17 protein-coding genes are annotated in these 18881 nt (G+C 68.7%); 3 read left to right on the forward strand and 14 right to left on the reverse strand.

Translation table 11 applies throughout. The annotated features are described in order from the left end of the window. Positions 1-30: 30 nt before the first annotated feature. The 3 genes from HDA40_RS16895 to HDA40_RS16905 are packed head-to-tail and all read right to left on the reverse strand — an operon-like array spanning position 31 to position 3494. Positions 31-789: a 3-oxoacyl-ACP reductase gene (locus tag HDA40_RS16895; RefSeq protein WP_253756909.1), complete on the reverse strand. Its 759-nt coding sequence runs from the start codon at positions 787-789 to the stop codon at positions 31-33. Positions 790-804: 15 nt separating this feature from the next. Beyond that, on the reverse strand, positions 805-2151 hold the full coding sequence (locus tag HDA40_RS16900) for an aldehyde dehydrogenase family protein (protein ID WP_253756911.1): 1347 nt from the start codon (positions 2149-2151) through the stop codon (positions 805-807). Further along, complete coding sequence (locus HDA40_RS16905) at positions 2148-3494, reverse strand: glutamine synthetase family protein (protein WP_253756914.1); 1347 nt, start codon at positions 3492-3494, stop codon at positions 2148-2150. Before HDA40_RS16905 ends, HDA40_RS16900 begins: the two co-directional genes overlap by 4 nt. A gap of 106 nt (positions 3495-3600) precedes the next feature. Between HDA40_RS16905 and HDA40_RS16910 the strand changes: the two genes are divergently transcribed. Beyond that, the gene (locus tag HDA40_RS16910) at positions 3601-4773 is read left to right on the forward strand and encodes an NAD(P)/FAD-dependent oxidoreductase (RefSeq protein ID WP_253756917.1); all 1173 of its coding nucleotides are present in this window, start codon (positions 3601-3603) and stop codon (positions 4771-4773) included. 84 nt (positions 4774-4857) lie between these two features. Here the strand turns inward: HDA40_RS16910 and HDA40_RS16915 are convergent, their stop codons facing one another. The 5 genes from HDA40_RS16915 to HDA40_RS16935 form a co-directional block, all read right to left on the reverse strand. Next, a complete protein-coding gene (locus tag HDA40_RS16915) occupies positions 4858-5673 on the reverse strand; it encodes an ABC transporter permease (protein WP_253756919.1) in 816 nt (271 codons plus the stop codon). Then, positions 5663-6445 carry an ABC transporter permease gene (locus tag HDA40_RS16920; protein WP_253756922.1) on the reverse strand — a complete coding sequence of 261 codons (783 nt, stop codon included), beginning with the start codon at positions 6443-6445 and terminating at the stop codon, positions 5663-5665. Before HDA40_RS16920 ends, HDA40_RS16915 begins: the two co-directional genes overlap by 11 nt. Continuing rightward, on the reverse strand, positions 6442-7461 hold the full coding sequence (locus HDA40_RS16925; RefSeq protein ID WP_253756924.1) for an ABC transporter ATP-binding protein: 1020 nt from the start codon (positions 7459-7461) through the stop codon (positions 6442-6444). Before HDA40_RS16925 ends, HDA40_RS16920 begins: the two co-directional genes overlap by 4 nt. A 64-nt stretch (positions 7462-7525) precedes the next feature. Continuing rightward, the gene (locus tag HDA40_RS16930) at positions 7526-8074 is read right to left on the reverse strand and encodes a hypothetical protein (RefSeq protein WP_253756926.1); all 549 of its coding nucleotides are present in this window, start codon (positions 8072-8074) and stop codon (positions 7526-7528) included. Between the two features lie 125 nt (positions 8075-8199). After that, positions 8200-9036, reverse strand: coding sequence for a GNAT family N-acetyltransferase (locus tag HDA40_RS16935; RefSeq protein ID WP_253756928.1), 837 nt, complete (start codon positions 9034-9036; stop codon positions 8200-8202). Between the two features lie 106 nt (positions 9037-9142). Here HDA40_RS16935 and HDA40_RS16940 point away from each other — a divergent pair, with 106 nt between their 5' ends. Continuing rightward, positions 9143-9748 carry a PadR family transcriptional regulator gene (locus HDA40_RS16940; protein ID WP_372502882.1) on the forward strand — a complete coding sequence of 202 codons (606 nt, stop codon included), beginning with the start codon at positions 9143-9145 and terminating at the stop codon, positions 9746-9748. Positions 9749-9856: 108 nt separating this feature from the next. On the opposite strand, the gene ispG is transcribed toward HDA40_RS16940, so the two are convergent. The 5 genes from ispG to HDA40_RS16965 form a co-directional block, all read right to left on the reverse strand. Then, a complete protein-coding gene (gene ispG / locus HDA40_RS16945; protein ID WP_253756931.1) occupies positions 9857-11026 on the reverse strand; it encodes a flavodoxin-dependent (E)-4-hydroxy-3-methylbut-2-enyl-diphosphate synthase in 1170 nt (389 codons plus the stop codon). Between the two features lie 7 nt (positions 11027-11033). Continuing rightward, positions 11034-12275 (reverse strand): M50 family metallopeptidase, encoded by a 1242-nt coding sequence (locus HDA40_RS16950; RefSeq protein WP_253756933.1) that lies wholly within the window; start codon positions 12273-12275, stop codon positions 11034-11036. Next, on the reverse strand, positions 12272-13453 hold the full coding sequence (gene dxr / locus HDA40_RS16955) for a 1-deoxy-D-xylulose-5-phosphate reductoisomerase (protein ID WP_253763659.1): 1182 nt from the start codon (positions 13451-13453) through the stop codon (positions 12272-12274). Before dxr ends, HDA40_RS16950 begins: the two co-directional genes overlap by 4 nt. 45 nt (positions 13454-13498) lie before the next feature. Continuing rightward, a complete protein-coding gene (locus tag HDA40_RS16960; protein ID WP_253756935.1) occupies positions 13499-14056 on the reverse strand; it encodes a GNAT family N-acetyltransferase in 558 nt (185 codons plus the stop codon). 105 nt (positions 14057-14161) lie between these two features. Next, positions 14162-16309 (reverse strand): MMPL family transporter, encoded by a 2148-nt coding sequence (locus HDA40_RS16965; protein ID WP_253756938.1) that lies wholly within the window; start codon positions 16307-16309, stop codon positions 14162-14164. 114 nt (positions 16310-16423) lie between these two features. On the opposite strand from HDA40_RS16965, the gene HDA40_RS16970 reads away from it, so the two are divergent. Beyond that, positions 16424-17110 (forward strand): TetR/AcrR family transcriptional regulator, encoded by a 687-nt coding sequence (locus HDA40_RS16970; protein WP_253756942.1) that lies wholly within the window; start codon positions 16424-16426, stop codon positions 17108-17110. Between the two features lie 51 nt (positions 17111-17161). Here HDA40_RS16970 and HDA40_RS16975 read toward each other — a convergent pair whose 3' ends face one another. Beyond that, positions 17162-18754, reverse strand: a complete 1593-nt coding sequence (locus HDA40_RS16975; protein ID WP_253756944.1) for a Rieske 2Fe-2S domain-containing protein — start codon at positions 18752-18754, stop codon at positions 17162-17164. Between the last annotated feature and the right edge of the window lie 127 nt (positions 18755-18881).

The raw sequence follows: 18881 nt of genomic DNA on the forward strand, positions 1-18881 counted from the left end.
GCGCCTTCAAGTGCGTCGATTCGGTTCTTCTCACAGCGGCGTCACGTACGCGCCGGTGATGCCCCCATCCACGATGAACTGCGAAGCGGTGATGAAGGATGCGTCATCGCTGGCGAGGAAGGCGACCGAGGCCGCGATCTCCTCCGGTTGGGCGAACCTGCCCATCGGGACGTGCACCAGGCGCCGGGCCGCCCGTTCGGGGTCCTTGGCGAACAGCTCCAGGAGCAGTGGGGTCGCCACCGGACCGGGACACAGGGCGTTCACACGGACGCCCTGCCGGGCGAACTGTACGCCCAGCTCCCGGGTCATCGCCAGGACGCCGCCCTTGCTCGCCGTGTACGCGATCTGGCTGGTCGCCGCGCCCATCAGCGCCACGAAGCTGGCGGTGTTGACGATCGATCCCCGGCCCTGTTCCAGCATGATCGGCAGCACATACTTGCAGCCGAGATAGACGCTGGTCGTGTTGATCCGCAGTACGCGTTCCCACGCGTCCAGCCCGGTGTCCAGAATCGAGTCGTCGTCCGGCGGGGAGATCCCGGCGTTGTGGAAGGCGACGTCCACTCGGCCATGGCGCTCCTTGACCCCGGCGTACAGGGCTTGGACGGCTGCCTCGTCGGCGATGTCGGCCATGACCGGGTCGCCGCCGATCTCGGCGGCCAGCTCGGCCGTGTCGGCGAGGTCGACGGTGACGACCGTGGCGCCCTCCGCCGCCAGGCGACGGGAGGTGGCCAGGCCGATGCCGCTGGCCGCCCCGGTGACGACCGCGACGCGGCCCTCGAACCTGTTCACACGTGCTCCATGGGGTCAGTGGGCGATGAAGACGGTTTTGGTCTCGGTGAAGGCGAGCGGGGCGTCGGGTCCGAGTTCGCGGCCGAGTCCCGACTGCTTCATTCCACCGAACGGGGTCCAGTAGCGCACGCTGGAGTGGGAGTTGACGCTCAGGTTGCCCGTCTGCACCGCGCGCGACACCCGCAGGGCCCGCCCGAGGTCCCGGGTCCAGACCGAGCCGGACAACCCGTAGTCGGTGTCGTTGGCCAGCCGGATCGCCTCCGCCTCGTCGTCGAACGGGAGCACGCTCAGCACCGGGCCGAAGACCTCTTCGCGCCAGCCGCGCGCATCGGGGCTGCCCGCGGCCAGCACGGCCGGGGCGTACCAGAAGCCGTCGCCGGCGGGGGCAGAACCCCGGAACAGCACCTCAGCTTCATCCACATAGGAGCCAACTCGGGCGCGGTGGGCCGCCGAGATCAGCGGTCCCATCTGGGTGTCCTCGCGGTTCGGGTCGCCGACCCGCCAGGCGGCGACGGCCGGTTCGAGCAACGCCAGGAAATCGTCGTAGACCTCACGCTGAACCAGCAGCCGCGACCGGGCGCAGCAGTCCTGCCCGGAGTTGTCGAAGACCGATTCGGGCGCGGTCGCGGCCGCCCGTTCGAGGTCGGCGTCGGCGAACACGATGTTGGCGGACTTCCCGCCCAGCTCCAGCGTGACGCGTTTGACCTGCTGAGCGCAGGTCGCCATGATCTGCTTGCCGACCGCCGTCGATCCGGTGAAGCCGATCTTCGCGACCTCCGGATGCTCGACCAGCCGGGCGCCGGCGACCGGACCCTCGCCGGGCAGCACCGTGAAGACGCCCTCGGGCAGCCCGGCGCGGACGGCCAGCTCGGCCAGGCGTAGCGCGGTCAGCGGGGTGGCTTCGGCCGGCTTGAGCAGCACCGCGTTGCCCGCCGCGAGCGCGGGCGCGAAACTCCACGCGGCGATCGGCATCGGATAGTTCCACGGGACGATCACGCCGACCACGCCCAGCGGCTCGTGGAACGTCACCGTGACGCCGCCCGCCACGGGGATCTGCGCGCCCAGCAACCGCTCCGGAGCGCCCGCGAAGTAGTTCAGCACGTCGCGGACGTGCTCGGCCTCCCAGCGGGCCAGCGAGATCGGGTGCCCGGCCTCGGCCACGCTCAGCTCGGCCAGCTCCGCCCGGTGCTCGTCGACCACGGTGGCGAAGCGACGCAGGAGCTTCGCGCGATCCCCCGGCGACACCGCGGCCCACCCTGGAAACACCGTCCGGGCTGCGGCGACGGCGTCGTCCACGCCCTCGACCGGCGTCGGGGTCACCTCGGCCACCGGCAGCCCGGTCGCCGGATTCAGAATCTTCACAGTCGTTCGTACCCCCGTCGCAGCTCCCAGTCGGTCACGGCCGCGTCGAACGCCTCGATCTCGACCTCCGCCGCCCGCGCGTAGTGATCAGCCACCGCCGAACCGAAGAAGCCGGGCACGAGCGCCGACTCCCGCCACGCCGACAGCGCTTCGCGCAGGGTAGCGGGGACACGCGGCGCGCTGCTGTCCGCGTACGCGTTGGTCGTGTATTCGGGCTCGAGCTCGAGTTTCGCGGACAGCCCGTGCCGCGCGGCCGCGACCAGCGCGGCGATCCCGAGATAGGGGTTCACGTCCGCGCCCGGGACGCGGTGCTCGACCCGCAGCGACGGACCGTGCCCCACCAGCCGCAACGCGCAGGTGCGGTTGTCTCGGCCCCAGCGCAGCGCGGTCGGCGCGAACGACCCGGGCTGGAATCGCTTGTAGGAGTTCACGTTCGGCGCGAGGAACAGCGACAGGTCCCGGGTCGCCGCCAGCATGCCCGCGAGCACGTGGGTTCCCAGCTGCGACAACGCGCCGTCGGATCCGCTCATCACCGGCTCTCCCCGACTTGTACGCAGAGAGAAGTGCACGTGGCATGAATTGCCCTCGCGCGCGTTCGGTTTGGCCATGAACGTGATCGAGCAGCCCTCCTGGGCGGCGATCTCCTTGGCCCCGTTCTTGTAGACGGAGTGGTTGTCCGCCGTGGTGAGCGCCTGGTCGTAGCGGAACGCGATCTCGTGCTGGCCCAGGTTGCACTCGCCCTTGGCGCTCTCGGGATAGAGCCCGGCGCCCGCCATCTCCTGACGGATGCGGCGCAGCAACGGCTCGACCCGGGCGGTGCCGAGCACGGAGTAGTCGACGTTGTAGCCGTTGACCGGGGTCAGCGTCCGGTAGTCCCGGCGCTGGGCGTCCTCATAGGACTCCTTGTGCGCCACGAATTCCAGCTCGGTCCCCACGTACGCGGTCAGCCCGTGCTCGGACTCCAGCAGGTCGAGCTGGCGGCGCAGGATCTGCCTCGGCGACTCGGCGACCGGCGTACGGTCGAGCCAGGCGAGATCGGCGAGGACGAGAGCGGTGCCCGGCTGCCACGGCAGGCGGCGCAGCGTACTCATGTCGGGGATCATCGCGAAGTCGCCGTAGCCCTGCTCCCAGCCGGAGACGGCGTACCCGGAGACGGTGTTCATCTCCACGTCGACGGCGAGCAGGTAGTTGCAGGCTTCGCTGCCGTGGGCGAGCACCTCGTCGAGGAAGAACGGCGCGTACAGCCGTTTGCCCTGCAAGCGACCCTGCATGTCGGTCAGCGCGAGGAGCACCGTATCGACCGTCTCAGCGGCGATCGCGACCCGTAACGCCTCGATGCTCATCGGTGCCTCGTTCACACGTCAGATCTACCGGTCAGCTGATCGATCGTCAACAGTCGCACCACTCGACGTCTGGCGTGTCGGCGTACGCTTTGATAGATCTCTCTGGGTGACGATCGAGACCCGTGCCGTAGTGATCGGGGGCGGCATCGTCGGCTGCTCCGTCGCGTACCACCTGGCGAGTCTGGGGTGGACGGAGATCACGCTGCTCGAACAGCACCAGCTCACCGACGGGACGACCTGGCACTCCGCCGGTTTCGTCACCCCACTTCGCGGCTCGCCCGCCACCCGCGCCCTGGTCGGATACCTGCCCGCGCTCGCCGATCGGCTGCGCGCGGAGACGGGACTCGATCCGGGTTGGCGGCCGGTCGGCGGTCTCCGGCTCGCCGGCACACCTGAGCGCGTCGAGCAGTTGCGGGCCGCCGGACTGGAGATCCGCTCGCCGGAATCGCTGCCGGCACTGCTGAACGACAAGGGCGTGCTGGCGGTCGGCTGGACTCCGGACGACGGCTTCGTCCGGCCGAAAGACCTCCCCGCCGCGCTCGCCGCCGCCGCGACCGCGCTCGGCGTGACCGTCCGCACCGGCGTACGCGTGACCGGGCTGACCGTCTCGAACAAACGCGTCTCCGGCGTACGGACGTCCGAGGGCGACCTCAAGACGGGCACGGTAGTGCTGGCCGCCGGAGCCGCGTCGGCGCATCTGGGCCATTTCGTCGGGGCGACCGTGCCCGTCGCGCCGGTCAACCACCAGTACGCCGTCACCGCCCCGTTCGATCCGCCGCTCGACCCGGACACCCTGCCGACCGTGCGGGACCCCGACCGCAACCTCTACCTGCGCGGCGCCGGCGGCGGGCTGATCCTGGGGGCGTACCCGTCGGCCCCGGTTCCGGCCTGGCCGCTCAACGGGGCTCCGCCGCTGGCCGAGTCGCGTACGCAGGCGACACCCGCGCCGATCGACGAACTGATCGCCGCCGCGTCGGGCCGGATCCGGGACCTGCCCGAGATCATCAAGGTGATCTGCGGGCCGGAGGCGTTCACGCCGGACGGCGAACCGCTCGTCGGCCAGACCGACGTGCCCGGCCTCTGGGCCGCCGCCGGGATGAGCCTGCACGGCATGGCGCTCGCGGGCGGCGTCGGCAAGGCGGTCGCCGAGCTGATCACGTCCGGTTCCGCCGAAGTGGACGTACGCTCCCTCAGCCCGCAGCGGTTCGGCCCGTTCGCGCACAACCGCCACTGGACCACCACCCGTGCCGTAGACGCCTTCGCCCGCCTCCGCTCCTGACCCCTGCTCTCCCCTGAGCTGCAGATCACGGTTACGCATGCGACCTCGCCCGCTTTGGCATGCACAACCGTGATCCGCGGCCTTCTAATGCCCGGCGCTTTCGTAGCGGCGTAATCCGCGGTTGAAGAGGTAGACGGCGAAGATCCACCAGGCCACGGCCACCACGGGGGTGAGGATGCCGAGCCAGGCGTACCCGCCGCGGTCGAGCAGCCAGGCCGCCGGGAAGAACCCGGCGAAGGCGAACGGGGCCGCCGCTCCGAGCAGGAACCGCAGGCCGAAGCCGTAGATACCGAGCGGATAGCGAGCCAGCTCGCCGACCTGCCACGCGGTCATCGCGAACATCGGCATCGGCATCCGCAGCCAGAACGAGACCGTGTTCGCCACGACGCACAGCGCCAGCCGCAACGCGATCCCGCTGAGCATCAGCACCAGCATGATCAGGATGTTCAGCGGGGTCCAGTGCACGTCGACCCGGAGCAGCGCCCAGGTCAGCATCGCCAGCGATGCGACGAGGTCGCCCACCCCGTTGAACCCCACCCAGGCGCTCATGACCTGCAGGAGCGGCGGGTACGGCCGGGTCAGCGCGTAGTCGAGCTGGCCGTTGTGGATGAAGCTGGCGAGCTGCCAGATCCCGTCCGACACGACCGGCACGATCCCGGAGCTGACCCCGGCGAGCGCGTAGATGAGCACCATCTCCGGGTAGGACCAGCCGTTGAGGTGGGGCACCCGGGCCATGACGACGCTGAGGAAGACGAGTCCCAGGGACTGGGTCACGATCCCGGCGGCGATGAGGATCCAGAAGTCGGAGACGTACTCCAGGACCGCCCGGACTACCGCGCCCAGGCTTCGGCGATAAAGCCGGGTGTTCCGGCGCAGCGATACCAGAGATTCAGCCACCATGGACGGTCACCTGCCGGGAGGCCGCGCGGAACGCCACGCGGGCGAGGAACCAGAGGGCCACCACCCAGAACGCCTGCACCCCGATCAACAGGTACGCCGTCGAGGTGGAGACCTTGCCGAGGTAGATCAGCGCCGGCGTCGAGGTGAGGCTGGCGAACGGCAGCACCCCCGCGGCCACCTGGAGCCAGCCGGGCATGAGCGACAGCGGGACGAGCGAGCCGGAGAGCACCGCTCCGATCGCGTTCCGCGCCCAGGCGACACCGTGGAAGTTCTGCGTCCAGAAGACGAGCTGCGTCGTGAGGAACCCGATGCAGAAGCGGATCGGCATCACGAACAGCAGGCTCAGCAGGAGCAGGGGGACATCGCTGGGACCCGGCATCGGCCCGGCCACCAGGACGAAGCCGGCGCCGACCGTGACAATCATGATCAGTTCCATCGGCAGCCCGCCGAGGACCTGGGCGAACATCATCTTCTGGGTCTCGATCGGCTTCACCAGGTCCAGCGCCACCTGACCGTCGCGGATGCGGTTGGCCAGCGTCCACTCCCCGATCGCGTTGCCCAGCCAGCCGGTGACATACCCGACGAGCAGGTACGCCTTCATCTCCGGCAGGGTGAAGCCGCCGATGCTGCCGCCGTTGGACAGCAGGGCGCTCCACAACGCGACGGTCGCGACGAGCTGGAAACACGCCGCCACGGCCGCCATCAGGAACGCCGTCCGGAAGGCGAAGGTGCTGCGCATCGAGTTGCGCGCCATCGTCAGGTACGCCCTCACGGCGTACTCCGGTCGGCGAGGAGCAGCTCACCGGCGTAGACCTTGCGGACCACGTCTTCGATCGCGGGTTCGTCGATCTTCACCTCGAGCACCTCGGCGATCTGAGCGACCCCGGCGAGCACCGCTCCGGCGGTCAGCTCCGCCTTGTCGAAGGCGACGGTGAACTCCCGGCGTCCCTCGGCTCCGGCGGTGACGGTCGCCTGGGGGAACCGATCGGCCAGGTCGGCGACGGTCAGCTCCGAGCCCAGTTGCAGATGAACCCGGCGCTCGCGGGCGTACTGGTCCTTCACCTCGGCCAGCGAGCCGTCGTAGATGATCCGGCCGTCGTCGATGATGACGATGCGCTCGCAGGTGTCCTCGATGTCACCGAGGTCGTGGGTGGTCAGCATGATGGTCGTGCCGTCCGCTTTGAGCTGCCGCAGGAACTCCCTGACCCGGTCCTTGACCGAGATGTCGAGGCCGATCGTCGGCTCGTCGAGGAAGACGATCCTCGGGGAGTGCAGCAGGGCGCAGGCCAGGTCGGCCCGCATCCGCTGGCCGAGCGACAGTTTGCGGGCCACCACCGGCAGCAGCTCGTCCAGGCCGAGCACTTCGTCGAAGCGCTTCAACTGAGCGCGAAAACGATCCGGCTTCATGTCGTACATGTCGCGGAGGAGCGCCAGGGATTCCCGGACGGGCAGGTCCCACCACAACTGCGTACGCTGGCCGAACAGCACGCCGATCTGGCGGGAGTTGGCCACCCGGTTGCGGTGCGGGACGAGGCCGCCGATGCGCACCTCGCCGGTGGTCGGTTCGACGATGCCGGTGAGAAGTTTGATGGTGGTGGACTTGCCGGCCCCGTTCGGGCCGACGTACGCGACAGCCTCGCCGGCCTCAATGGACAGATTGACTCCGCCCACGGCCGTTTTGGTGCTGTATCTGCGTTGGAATAAGTGCTTGACCGAACCGCGCAGACCCGGATCCTTCTCGGGCCGGCGGAAGGTCTTCGTCAGGTCATGAGCTTCGAGCAGCGCCACCCGAGGATGTTCTCACCGGGTTCCCGACCGGCCCAACCGGTTTTATGGGAGCGCTTCATCACAGCTAACCGTCGCTGGGCACGGCCTTCGGCGGCGGGGCTTTCGCGGGTTCGGCCTTCGCTGGTTCGGCGGCGGGGCCTTTGGTCGACACCGTGGTGCCGAGCTTCTCCCAGACCAGACCGATCTGCCGCGCGATGGCGCACACCACGGCCGGGACGACGGGCAGCAGCCAGTCGTAGAGCCAGCCCTCCGGGCTCAGGTTGATGACGAGGACGGCGGCCGCGGCGCTGCCGACGCCCATCACGAGACCGCGCCAGGCGGCCCGGCCGGTGTGGCCGATCGCAGCCCGGCGCGCTGCCTTGTCCGCCATGCCCAGGAAACCGGCCAACGCTTTCGAGTCACGCCGCCCGAAGTTGAAGCCGGCCATCGCCAGGGTCGCCGAGGTTCCGACCACCACGGCCGCCACGCTGTTGTGGGTCATCAGCATCAGCAGGGCTGCGACGGCGGCGCCGACCCCGACCGCTACTGCGGCGCGGATCCATTCCTGCTTCTCTCCGGGATACCAGTAGTACTTAGTGGTGCTGTCGGAGAGCTTCTTCTCGATCCGCCCCATCGGGCCCACACACCTCTGCGCCAGTAACCTGCTTGCCCCTCTATCGTTGCGCAACGTAGTCGCTCATACGCGAAAAGTAGCGAAATGCGCGAGGATCGGCGTGGCGCGATTCGATCCGGCCGTCCTCAGAAGAGGACCGTGGCCAGCTCCGCGACCTGCTGGAACCCACACGTCTGGTACGCCCGCCGGGCCGGCACGTTGTAGTCGTTGACGTAGAGGCTCACCGTCGGGGCGACCCGCCGCAGCGCGTCGTCGACCACCGCCGCCATCCCCGCCGTCGCGATGCCCTGCCCCCGCCATTGCGGGTCGACCCAGACGCCCTGCACCTGTGCCGTATGTGGAGTGATCACCGCCAGGTCGGCCTTGAACACCACCCGCCCGTCCACGACCTTCGCGTAGGCCCGGCCGGACTTGACCAGCTCGGCGACCCGGTGACGGTAGCCCCGGCCACCGTCCAACGGAGAGACCCCGACCTCCTCGGTGTACATCGCGACCGCCGCTGGAAAGAGGACGTCGATCTCGTCCGGCTGCATGAGGCGTACCCCTGGATCGGCCGGAACCGGCGCGGGACGGGAAGCGACCAGCAGTGGCTGCACCGCGCGGACGTCGCGAGCCCGCCCCCAGCGGGGCGTGAGCCGGTCCCAGAGATCGATCACCTGATCGCGCTGGCCGACGATGCTCGTGCAGGTACGCCCTAGGCGCCCGAGCACGTCGGCGAAGGCGACGATCGCGTCGCCCGTGGCTGCGACCGGCGTGAGCTGGGTACCCAGCCAGCAGATCGATTCGAGGCGACCCTGCGGACCGTAGCCGTAGATCCGGCCGTCGGAACGCCACCAGCCGAGCCCGCGCGCGGCGATCCGCTCCCATACCTGAGCGGTGACGTAGGGATCCGTGGTGAGCAGCCGCTCAATCTCCGGCCTCTCGGCTTCGCCGAGCTGCCGGACCGCCGACTTCGTGAGCACGTCTCCAGCCTGCCAGAACGTGAAGGTTCGCGCGACCACTTGCGGCCGATCAGTTTCCGATATATCGTTAACGCATCGGCGATAGAACTACGATAGGAGAACCGAGATGAGGAACCGTATCCCTCACGAGCTGCGCGACCGTCTACGCCAAGCGCACCACGACCATGAGCATCGACAGTTCGCGTTCGGCGGACGGCCGGGCTTCCCACCCATGCCGGGCTTCGGCCCCGGATTCGGGCCGGGACCACACGGACGCCGCGGCGGTGGCCGAGGCCGGGGCCGACGCGGCAACGTCCGCGCCGCGATCCTGGGCCTGCTGGCCGAGCGGCCGATGCACGGCTACGAGATGATCTCCGAGCTGGAGAGCCGCACCGGCGGCGTCTGGCGGCCGTCCCCCGGGTCGGTCTACCCGACATTGCAGCTGCTGGAGGACGAGGGCCTGATCGAGGCGACCGAGTCCACCGGCCGCAAGAGCTACGCGCTCACCGAGGCGGGCCGCACGGCGGCCGAAGCCGAGCCCAACCGCGCCCCGTGGCAGGAGTTCACGGCGGACGAGGTCAACGAGGCCCAGGACTTCCGCCAGGCCGGCTTCGGCATCATGCAGGCGCTCCACCAGGTCGGCGCGACCGGTACGCCGGAACAGCGCGCCCGCGCCCTGGAGATCCTCAACGACACGCGTCGCAAGCTCTACGCAATCCTCGCCGAGGAGTAAGCCCTGACGCAGAACGGCCCCGCTCCTGTGAGCGGGGCCGTTCTTTCATGATCAGCGGAGTTTTCGCGGCGCTATGACCCCACGATCACTCCGTTGATCATGGGACACTCAATGGACCGTTACCAGCGGGCCGGCGAGTTCGCGGAGTTCTTCGGGGAGTTCTACGCCCATTTGGACGGAGAGCTTGAGCGCCTCCTCGACCAGGGTCTCGACGATCTGCGACTCCGGCACGGTCTTGATGACCTCGCCCTTGACGAAGATCTGGCCCTTGCCGTTGCCGGACGCGACGCCGAGGTCGGCCTCCCGGGCCTCGCCCGGACCGTTCACGACGCAGCCCATGACGGCGACGCGCAGCGGCGCGGGGAAGCCTTCGAGCGCGGCGGTGACCTGCTCGGCCAACGTGTAGACGTCGACCTGAGCCCGGCCGCAGGACGGACAGGAGACGATCTCCAGGCCGCGCTCCTTCAGGCCGAGCGACTCCAGGATGGCGTGGCCGACCTTGACCTCCTCGACCGGCGGAGCCGACAGGGAGACCCGGATCGTGTCGCCGACGCCCTCGGCGAGCAGGGCGCCGAAGGCGACCGCGGACTTGATCGTGCCCTGGAACGCCGGGCCGGCTTCGGTCACGCCGAGGTGCAGCGGATAGTCGCACTGCTCGGCCAGCTGCCGGTACGCCCGGATCATGACGACCGGGTCGTTGTGCTTGACGCTGATCTTGATGTCGCGGAAGCCGTGCTCCTCGAACAGCGAGCACTCCCAGAGCGCGCTCTCCACCAGCGCCTCAGCGGTGGCCTTGCCGTATTTCTCCAGCAGCCGCTTGTCGAGGGATCCGGCGTTCACGCCGATCCGGATCGGCACGCCCGCGTCGGAGGCCGCCTTGGCGATCTCCTTCACCTTGTCGTCGAACTGCCGGATGTTGCCCGGGTTCACGCGTACGGCGGCGCAGCCCGCGTCGATCGCGGCGAACACGTATTTCGGCTGGAAGTGGATGTCGGCGATGACCGGGATCTGCGACTTCTTGGCGATCGCGGGGAGCGCCTCGACGTCGTCCTGGCTGGGCACCGCGACCCGGACGATCTGGCAGCCGCTCGCCGTCAGCTGGGCGATCTGCTGCAGGGTGGCGTTGACGTCGGCGGTCAGCGTCGTCGTCATGGACTGGACGCTGACCGGCGCGCCGCCGCCGACCGGCACCGAACCGACCATGATCTGACGGCTCTGGCGACGGGGAGCTAGGGCGGGCGGAGGAGTTGCCGGCATACCGAGGTTGATCGCGGTCACAGCTCTCTCACTTGAAGATCGTGATGGGATTGACGACGTCAGCGGTGACGGTCAGCAGGGTGAACGCACCGAACACCAAGATTACGGCGTACGTCAGGGGCATGAGCTTGTAGTAGTCCACGCGACCTGGGTCACGCTTGCCGAGCCGGGCGTAGATCCACGACCGCGCACGCTCGAACCACGCGATCGCGATGTGACCGCCGTCCAGCGGCAACAGCGGCAACAGGTTGAAGACGCCGACGAAGAAGTTCAGCCCGGCGATGATCAGCAGGGCGATCTCCCAGAAGCCCCGCTCGATCGCCTCACCGGTGAGCCGGCTGGCGCCGACCACGCTGACCGGGCTGTCGGCGTCGCGCTGACCGCCGCCGATCGCGTCGATCAGGCCGGGGATCTTGTTCGGCAGGTTCTTGATCGAGGTGACGACGCCGGTGGCGGCCGCGCCCATCTGGTCGCCGGCCACCGGCAACGCCTCGATCGCGTTGTATTCCACGGTCTTCGGCTTGCTGGGGTCGTAGCCCAGTCCGACGCCGATCGCCGCGACCTTCTTGACCTCGCCGTCGGTGTTGTCGATCGGCGGCCGCTGGGCCTCGACCGGCGTCACCGTCGCCGTGCTGGTCTGTCCGTCGCGGACGTAGGTGATGGGGGTGGACGTACCCGGGGTCAGCGCGCGGATGGCGGTGACCAGGTCGGCGTAGTTCGCCACCTGCGTCGTGCCGACCGCTGTGATGAGGTCGCCGTCCTTCAGACCCGCCGCGAGGGCCGGTCCGTCGGTGGTGGTGCAGTCGCCGGAGGTGAGGTCCTTCGGCACGCAGCTCGCGACCGTCAGGTACGCCGGAGCCTTGGAGACGTCGGTCGCGGCCGGACCCGGATTGTCCGGATTGGTGAGGGAGAAGTTGGCGGCGACGAGCCAGAAGATCAGGAAGGCCAGGATGAAGTGCACGACCGAGCCGGCGACCATGACGATGGTCCGCTTCCAGACCGGGTAGCGCCACATCGCGCGCGGGTCGTCGGCGTCCTCCTCCTGCGGAGTCATGCCGGTGATCTTGACGAATCCGCCGAGCGGGATGCCCTTGATCCCATACTCGGTCTCGCCCCTCCGGAACGACCACAGCGTCGGGCCGAAACCGATGAAGTAGCGGGTGACCTTCATCCCGAACATCTTGGCCGTCAGCATGTGCCCGGCCTCGTGCAACGAGACCGAGACCAGGATGGCCAAGGCGCCGAGGGCGATCCCCAGAATCAGCATCAAGAAACCTTCCCGACGATCAGCTCGGTCGCCCGAGACCGCGCCCACTCTTCGGCGGCGAGCACGTCCTCGACGGTACCCGGTTCGTCGAGTTCCGGGGCGTCGCTGAGGACCTGGGCGACCGTGTCCACGATCGCCAAGAATGGCAGTCGTCCCTGTGAGAAGGCTGCGACGCACTCCTCGTTGGCGGCGTTGAAGATCGCCGGCCGGCAGCGGCCGGTCCGGCCGGCCTGCTTGGCCAGCTCGATCGCGGGGAAGGCCTCGGTGTCCAGGGGCCGGAACTCCCAGTTGTGCGCCATCGTCCAGTCCACCGGGGCGGCCGCGCCGGGCACCCGGTGCGGCCAGTCGAGGGCCAGCGCGATGGGCAGGTGCATGTCGGGCGGGCTCGCCTGGGCGATCGTCGAGCCGTCGGCGTACTCGACGAGGGAGTGGATCACCGACTGCGGATGCACCGTGACGTCGATGTCGTCGTAGCTCACGTCGAACAGCTCGTGCGCCTCGATCACCTCCAGCGCCTTGTTGACCAGGGTGGCGGAGTTGATCGTGACGACCGGACCCATGTCCCAGGTCGGGTGCTTGAGCGCCTCTTCGTAAGTGACGTCCACCAGCTCGGCCCGGCGGCGGTCGCGGAAGGCTCCCCCGCTCGCGGTCAGGATCAGCTTCCGGACCTCGCCCCGGTCACCGGCCAGCAGACACTGCGCCAGCGCGGAATGCTCACTGTCCACCGGCACGATCTGCCCGGCCCGCGCGACCTTGCGCACCAGGGGCCCGCCGGCCACGAGCGACTCCTTGTTGGCCAACGCGAGTACGCGACCAGACCGCAGCGCGGCCAGCGTCGGAGCGAGTCCCAGCGAGCCGACGACTCCGTTGAGCACCACGTCGCAGGGCCATTCGGCCAGCTCGGCCATGGCCTGCGGACCGGCGAGGATCTTCGGGATCTTGAACTCGCCGGTGGCGTAGCCCCGCCGGGCCGCCTCGGCGTAGAAGGCGAGCTGCAGGTCCTGGACGGCGCTCGCGCGGGCGACCCCGACGACCTCGACCTCCAGCGACAACGCCTGCGCGGCCAGCAACTCGACGTTGCCGCCGCCGGCCCCGATCCCGGCCACCCGGAAGCGATCCGGGTTCGCCCGGACGATGTCGATCGCCTGCGTACCGATCGATCCGGTCGAGCCGAGCAGCACGATGGCGCGGGGTTCGCTCACGCGCCCAAGTCTACCTGTTCAAGATCAATTCGATCCGGCCCGCTGCCTCGGCAGAGTGACGTAACACTGCGCTTCACGGCCATACCAGCGAGTAGTCAATCCCCGGGGTGACATGCCCAGCCGGCGCATCACGGCGATCGATCGCTCGTTCGTGGGGTACGCCACCGCGTACACCTCCGCGACGCGGTACTGGTTCAGCGCCAGGTCCACTGCGCCGGTCGCCGCCTCGGTCGCGTACCCGTGGCCCCAGGAGTCCGGGTGCAGATGCCAGCCGACCTCGATCTCGCCCCGGCCCTCGGTCCCGTCGGACGGTTCGGGCAGCGGCCCGAGCAGCACCGTCCCGGCGACGACCCCGGACGCCTTGACCTCCATCGCCCAGGGGCCGTATTTGTGCTCGTTCTTCTCGTAGCGGGCCTGCCACCGAGCCATGACCGTCCGCGCCTCGTCAGGGCCCTGCAACGGCTGGTCCATCCCGATCCAGCGGGTGACCTCGGAGTGCCGGTAGATCTGGAAGACCCGGTCGAGATCGGCGGGGGTGTCGCGCCATTCCCGGACGATCAGGCGCTCGGTCTCGAAAATCACCCGGCAACGGTAACCGTCTTCGCCCGCCCCCGAGTTTGCTGCAGATCACGGTTACGCATGCCATCCCGAGCGGTTGTGGCATGCGTAACCGTGATCTGCACCTCTTTAGGCGGGGATGGTTTCCCGCGAGGGTGAGGGGTGGGGAGCTGCGGGGGCGTCGTGTTTGATGCCGAATCGGCGGTAGATCGCGCCGAGCGGACCGGGCGCCCACCAGTTCCACCGGCCGAGCAGTCGCATCGTCGCCGGAACCAGGATCATCCGGACGAGCGTCGCGTCCACGAGGATCGCGACCAGCATGCCGACGCCCATCATCTTCACGAACGCCATCTCGCCGGTGGCGAACCCGCCGACCACGATCGCCAGCAGCAACGCGGCGGCGGTGATGATCCCGCCCGTGTGCTGTACGCCCCGAGCCACGGCCCTTGTGTTGTCGCCGGTGGCGTCCCACTCCTCCCGGATGCGGGAGAGCAGGAAGACCTCGTAGTCGGTGGCCAGGCCGAACAGGATCACCAAGATGAGCACCAGGTTGGTGGGATCGAGGAAGCCGGTGCTGGTGAAGCCCATCGCTCCGGCCAGGTGCCCCTCCTGGAAGCCCCACACGATCACACCGAAGCTGGCCCCGATCGAGATCAGGTTCATCACGACCGCCTTGATCGGCAGCAGCACCGAGCCGAAGGCCAGGAACAGCAGCAGGAACGTCGCGCCGGCCATGATCAGAGCCGCCCAAGGCAGCCGTTCACCGAGGCTGTCCAGCAGGTCGAGATCCATCGCGGCCCGGCCGGCGACCTGCGTCTGCGTACCCGCGGGGGGCGGCAGGTCGCGGAGGTCGCGGACGATGGCCCGGGTGGCGGCCTCGGACGGGTCGCCGTCGTAGTCGACGCTCAGGAGAGTCACGCCGTCCTTGGTCGCGACCACGTCCGCGCCGGTCACTCCGTGGACCGCCCGAATCTGGTCCACGTAGGACGCCGGGGCGTCCCCCTTTACCAGCAGCTGGATCGGGTAGTCCGAGGTCGCCCCGGTGAAACCCGTGTCCAGCCGGTCGTTCACCGTGCGTACGGTGGAATCCGGGGGCAGCAGCCGCTCGTCGAACCCGCCGAAGCTGATCCGCAGCGCCGGCAACGCGATCGTGATCAGCACCGCGGCCACCGCGACGGCGTAGACCACCGGCCGCTTCATGACGCTGTGCGCCAGCCGGCCCCAGGTTCCCCGCTCCTCACTCGCGGATCCGGTCGCTGCTTTGCGCGTACCAAATGGGAGGCGAATGCGCCCCGCGTTGATCCGGGGACCGAGCAGGGCGAGGAACGCGGGAAGGACGGTCAGCGACGCGAGCATCGCGACGCCCACGGCCGCCATCCCGCCGAAGCCCATGGACCGCAGGAAGACCTGGGGGAACACGAGCAGCGACGAGAGTGCGAGCACGATCGTCAGGCCCGAGACCAGGACCGTGCGCCCGGCGGTCTGGAGGGTACGCGTGATCGCGGCCTGGGTGTCGAGTCCGGCCGCGAGTTCTTCGCGGAACCGGCTGACGATGAACAACGCGTAGTCGATCGCCATGCCGAGACCGAGGATGGTGATGATGTTGATCGCGAAGACCGAGACGTCGGTCGCGTAGGTGATGAGCCGTACGGCGGCGAACGCGCCGAGCGTGGCGATCACCCCGACGATCAGCGGCGTGACCGCGGCGACCAGCCCGCGGAAGATGAACAGCAGCAACAGCAACAGAATCGGCATCGAGATGGTCTCGGCGAACGCGATGTCCTCACTGGTCTGCGAGTTGACCGACTTGAGGAACGCGATCGCCCCACCGACCTCGGTCGTCACGCCGGCCACGTCGAGCGACGGGCGCAGATCGTCGTAGACCTCGCGCTTGACGTCCTGGTCGTCGCCGTGCAGGCGGATCGCGGCGTAGGTGGAGCGGCCGTCGGTCGAGGTCATCCGGTTCGGATCCCAGAGGACCTCGGACACCTCGGGGTTCGACTTCAGACTCGTCAGAGTGCTCGTGACCGCGGCGGAGTAGTCGGCGATCTGCTTGCCGTCCGGCGCGGTGTAGAGCGCGATCAGATCGATGCTCTGGTCACCGAAGACTTCCTTGATCTTCACGGTGGCCTGGTAGGACTCGCTCGCGCGGTTCTCGAAGCCGCCGCCGGTCAGCTTGCCGAAGACCCCGGTGCCCCAGACCGCGCTGACGACGACCACGCCCAACGCCACGAGCAGGACAGGCCAGCGAAACCGCTGAATCAGCCTTCCCCACATCGCGTACCTCCCCCTTCGCTCCAGCTTGCGTTAAGCTGTGAGCGCTGCTTAGTAGAGTTAACGCCGTTTACATTGCCAACGCCGTTAACTCGTGTCAAGGGGATCGGGTGTTACATGGCGACGAACCGCCGGGAACGACAACGGGAAGCCACGAAGCAGGAGATCCGCGACGCGGCGCGGGCCCAGCTCACCGAGGGTGGCCCGGGTGCGATCTCGCTGCGGGCCATCGCCCGTGACATGGGTCTCACAGCCGCCGCGCTCTACCGCTACTACGACAGCCTCGACGCGCTCGTCGAAGACCTCTGCGCGGACCGCTACGACGCGCTCACCACCGAAGTGCTGGCTGCCCGCGACAACGGGGCCACTCCCCTCGACCAGCTACGCGAGGCCTGCCGCGCCTATCGCCGCTGGGCGCTGCGCAATCCCCACGAGTACGCACTGATCTGCGGCGAGCCCGTCATCGACACGATGCACACCCACGTCGAGCCGACGCCGAAAGGCGACGCCGCGATGCGGTTCACCCTGGCCTTCCTCGAACCGTTCACCGCCATCTGGCACGCCCGGACGACGCCGCCGCAGCCCCTCGTCCCCGGCGTCGCCGAGGCGCTCAGCGGACCGAACGTCGAAGCACTGCGGCAGGCGCTGCCGATCGAAGGCGTGGCCTTCTTCCTCATCGGCTGGACCCGGCTGGCCGGTGCGATCACCATGGAGATCTTCGGCCACCTGCGCTGGGCCACCGACGACGTCGAGCCGCTCTTCGAGCAGAACCTCGAAGACATGCTCCGCCAGCTCACCATGTGAACCCGCGCCGCTCCCGGCCGGCGCTTTCGCGCTGGATCCTTTCGCGCTGGATCAGTCCGCCGGGGTGGACGCCTGGGTGGGTGCTTTGGTGGAGCGGATCTCATGCCCCACGCTGGTGAGGCATTTGCCGCTCGCGAGGTTGAACTTCCAGCCGTGGAGCTGGCACGTGAGAACCTCGCCCTCGACGATGCCGAACCGGGTGAGGTCGGCCTTGAGGTGCGGGCAGCGGCGCTGGAACTGCCAGCCGTTCATCACGATGTCCTCGGCGTCCGGCCGCTGCGACTCGTACCAGCCTTCGGCGTACTGCAGGCGCTCCTCGGAGAGGCACTTGAAGAACGCGTAGACGAACTCGTTGTACTGCCCGATCCGGGCCGCGGAGAAGCGGCAAGAGAGGAACAGCGAGTTCACCCAGTCGCCTTCGTCGAGGTACAGCAGGTGCTCGATCAGCCGCCGCTCGGTCTTGAACCGGTAGCGCACCTTCTCGTCGGCGGCCGGGCGTACCTCCTTGCCCGGGAAGTCGACGACGATCGACTCGATGACCTCGCCCATCGGATCGGTCAGGTCGAACCGCACCGGTCCGCCGACGCCCTTGGCCAGATAGACCGACTCGTCCAGGAGCGGCTCGATGCGGTCCTTCATCCCGGCGAGGACGTCGATCTCGGGGTGCGACCAGCTCGCCTTCTCCCGCTCGATGACCACCCGCTGCCGGTCCCGGTACGCCTTGAGATGCGACTCCTTCTGCTCGAAGAACTCGCCGAGGTCGTCGACGGGGTGCGTCGTCGCGCACGACTCCGTCGTGAGTTCGGAGACGGAGCCGGGGAGGAGGACGACGCCATTGGTTCCGCCCACCGCAGCGTATTCACGCATGAAGACGGACTGGTCGGGGAAGATGTTGCCCTCATCCCCGGCTGTGCTGCCTGTCCCGCCTGCGGCGGGCAAGTCGTTGAACTGCCACAGCTCGTCGTCGAGGAAGCACGGCGGGCCGGCGATCGGGAAGACCCAGTCGGCCTTGAGATCGGCGATGTAGCGCCAGGTGCGGTCGAACTGGCGGTCGCGCTTCTGCTTGCCGAACGCGGTCTTCGCCGACTGGGGCAGCTCGTAGACCATCGGGTACCAGATGGCGCCGGAGAACTGGAGCATGTGCGCGTGCACGTGGCCCAGTTCGGCGAACCGGGTGAGGTCGGTCGGGCGGGCGTCGTTCTGGTTCAGCAGCCGCACGCCGTCGTGCTCCACCCACAGCGAGGAGTCCCCGATCGGGCCGTCGGTCGGCGAGATCAGGGCCTGGATCATCACCTTGATCCCGCCGTCGAGTTCGTGCACCTCGTCGGACTTGGTCTTCAGGAAGCTGGTGAAGCCGAGGTCGCGCAGCTCGTCCTCGAGCTGGCTGGTCGGGTACTCCGGCAGCAGCACCGTCGCGGTCTTGTTCACGAACCGCTTGAGGTGCGCCGCGTCGAAGTGGTCGCGGTGCAGGTGGGAGACGTAGAGGTAGTCGCAGTCGCCCAGGGTTTCCCAGTCGAGCTGCGAGTTGTCGGGGAACGGGAACCACGACGCGAAGTACGCCGGGTTCACCCACGGATCGCACAGGATGCTGCCCGCAGGCGTGTCGATCCGCATACTCGCGTGCCCCGTGCCCGTGATCCGCACCGGTCCCGTCTCCCTCAGCTCGCATCGTCCGCGTCCCAGCCGACTGCCGGGCGTAATCCCCCGCCCCGAGGCTACCGGACGCGTGGAGCATGCCAGACTAAGCACGTCAGCTTCGCTTGGAAGGACC

This window comes from Hamadaea flava, assembly GCF_024172085.1.
Lineage (GTDB): Bacteria > Actinomycetota > Actinomycetes > Mycobacteriales > Micromonosporaceae > Hamadaea > Hamadaea flava.

Coding starts and splice junctions, on each gene's coding strand:
- HDA40_RS16905 (WP_253756914.1), bottom strand. CDS start 3,494: ATGAGCATCGAGGCGTTACGGGTCGCGATCGCCGCTGAGACGGTCGAT.
- HDA40_RS16915 (WP_253756919.1), bottom strand. CDS start 5,673: ATGGTGGCTGAATCTCTGGTATCGCTGCGCCGGAACACCCGGCTTTAT.
- HDA40_RS16930 (WP_253756926.1), bottom strand. CDS start 8,074: ATGGGGCGGATCGAGAAGAAGCTCTCCGACAGCACCACTAAGTACTAC.
- HDA40_RS16940 (WP_372502882.1), top strand. CDS start 9,143: ATGAGGAACCGTATCCCTCACGAGCTGCGCGACCGTCTACGCCAAGCG.
- HDA40_RS16970 (WP_253756942.1), top strand. CDS start 16,424: ATGGCGACGAACCGCCGGGAACGACAACGGGAAGCCACGAAGCAGGAG.
- HDA40_RS16965 (WP_253756938.1), bottom strand. CDS start 16,309: ATGTGGGGAAGGCTGATTCAGCGGTTTCGCTGGCCTGTCCTGCTCGTG.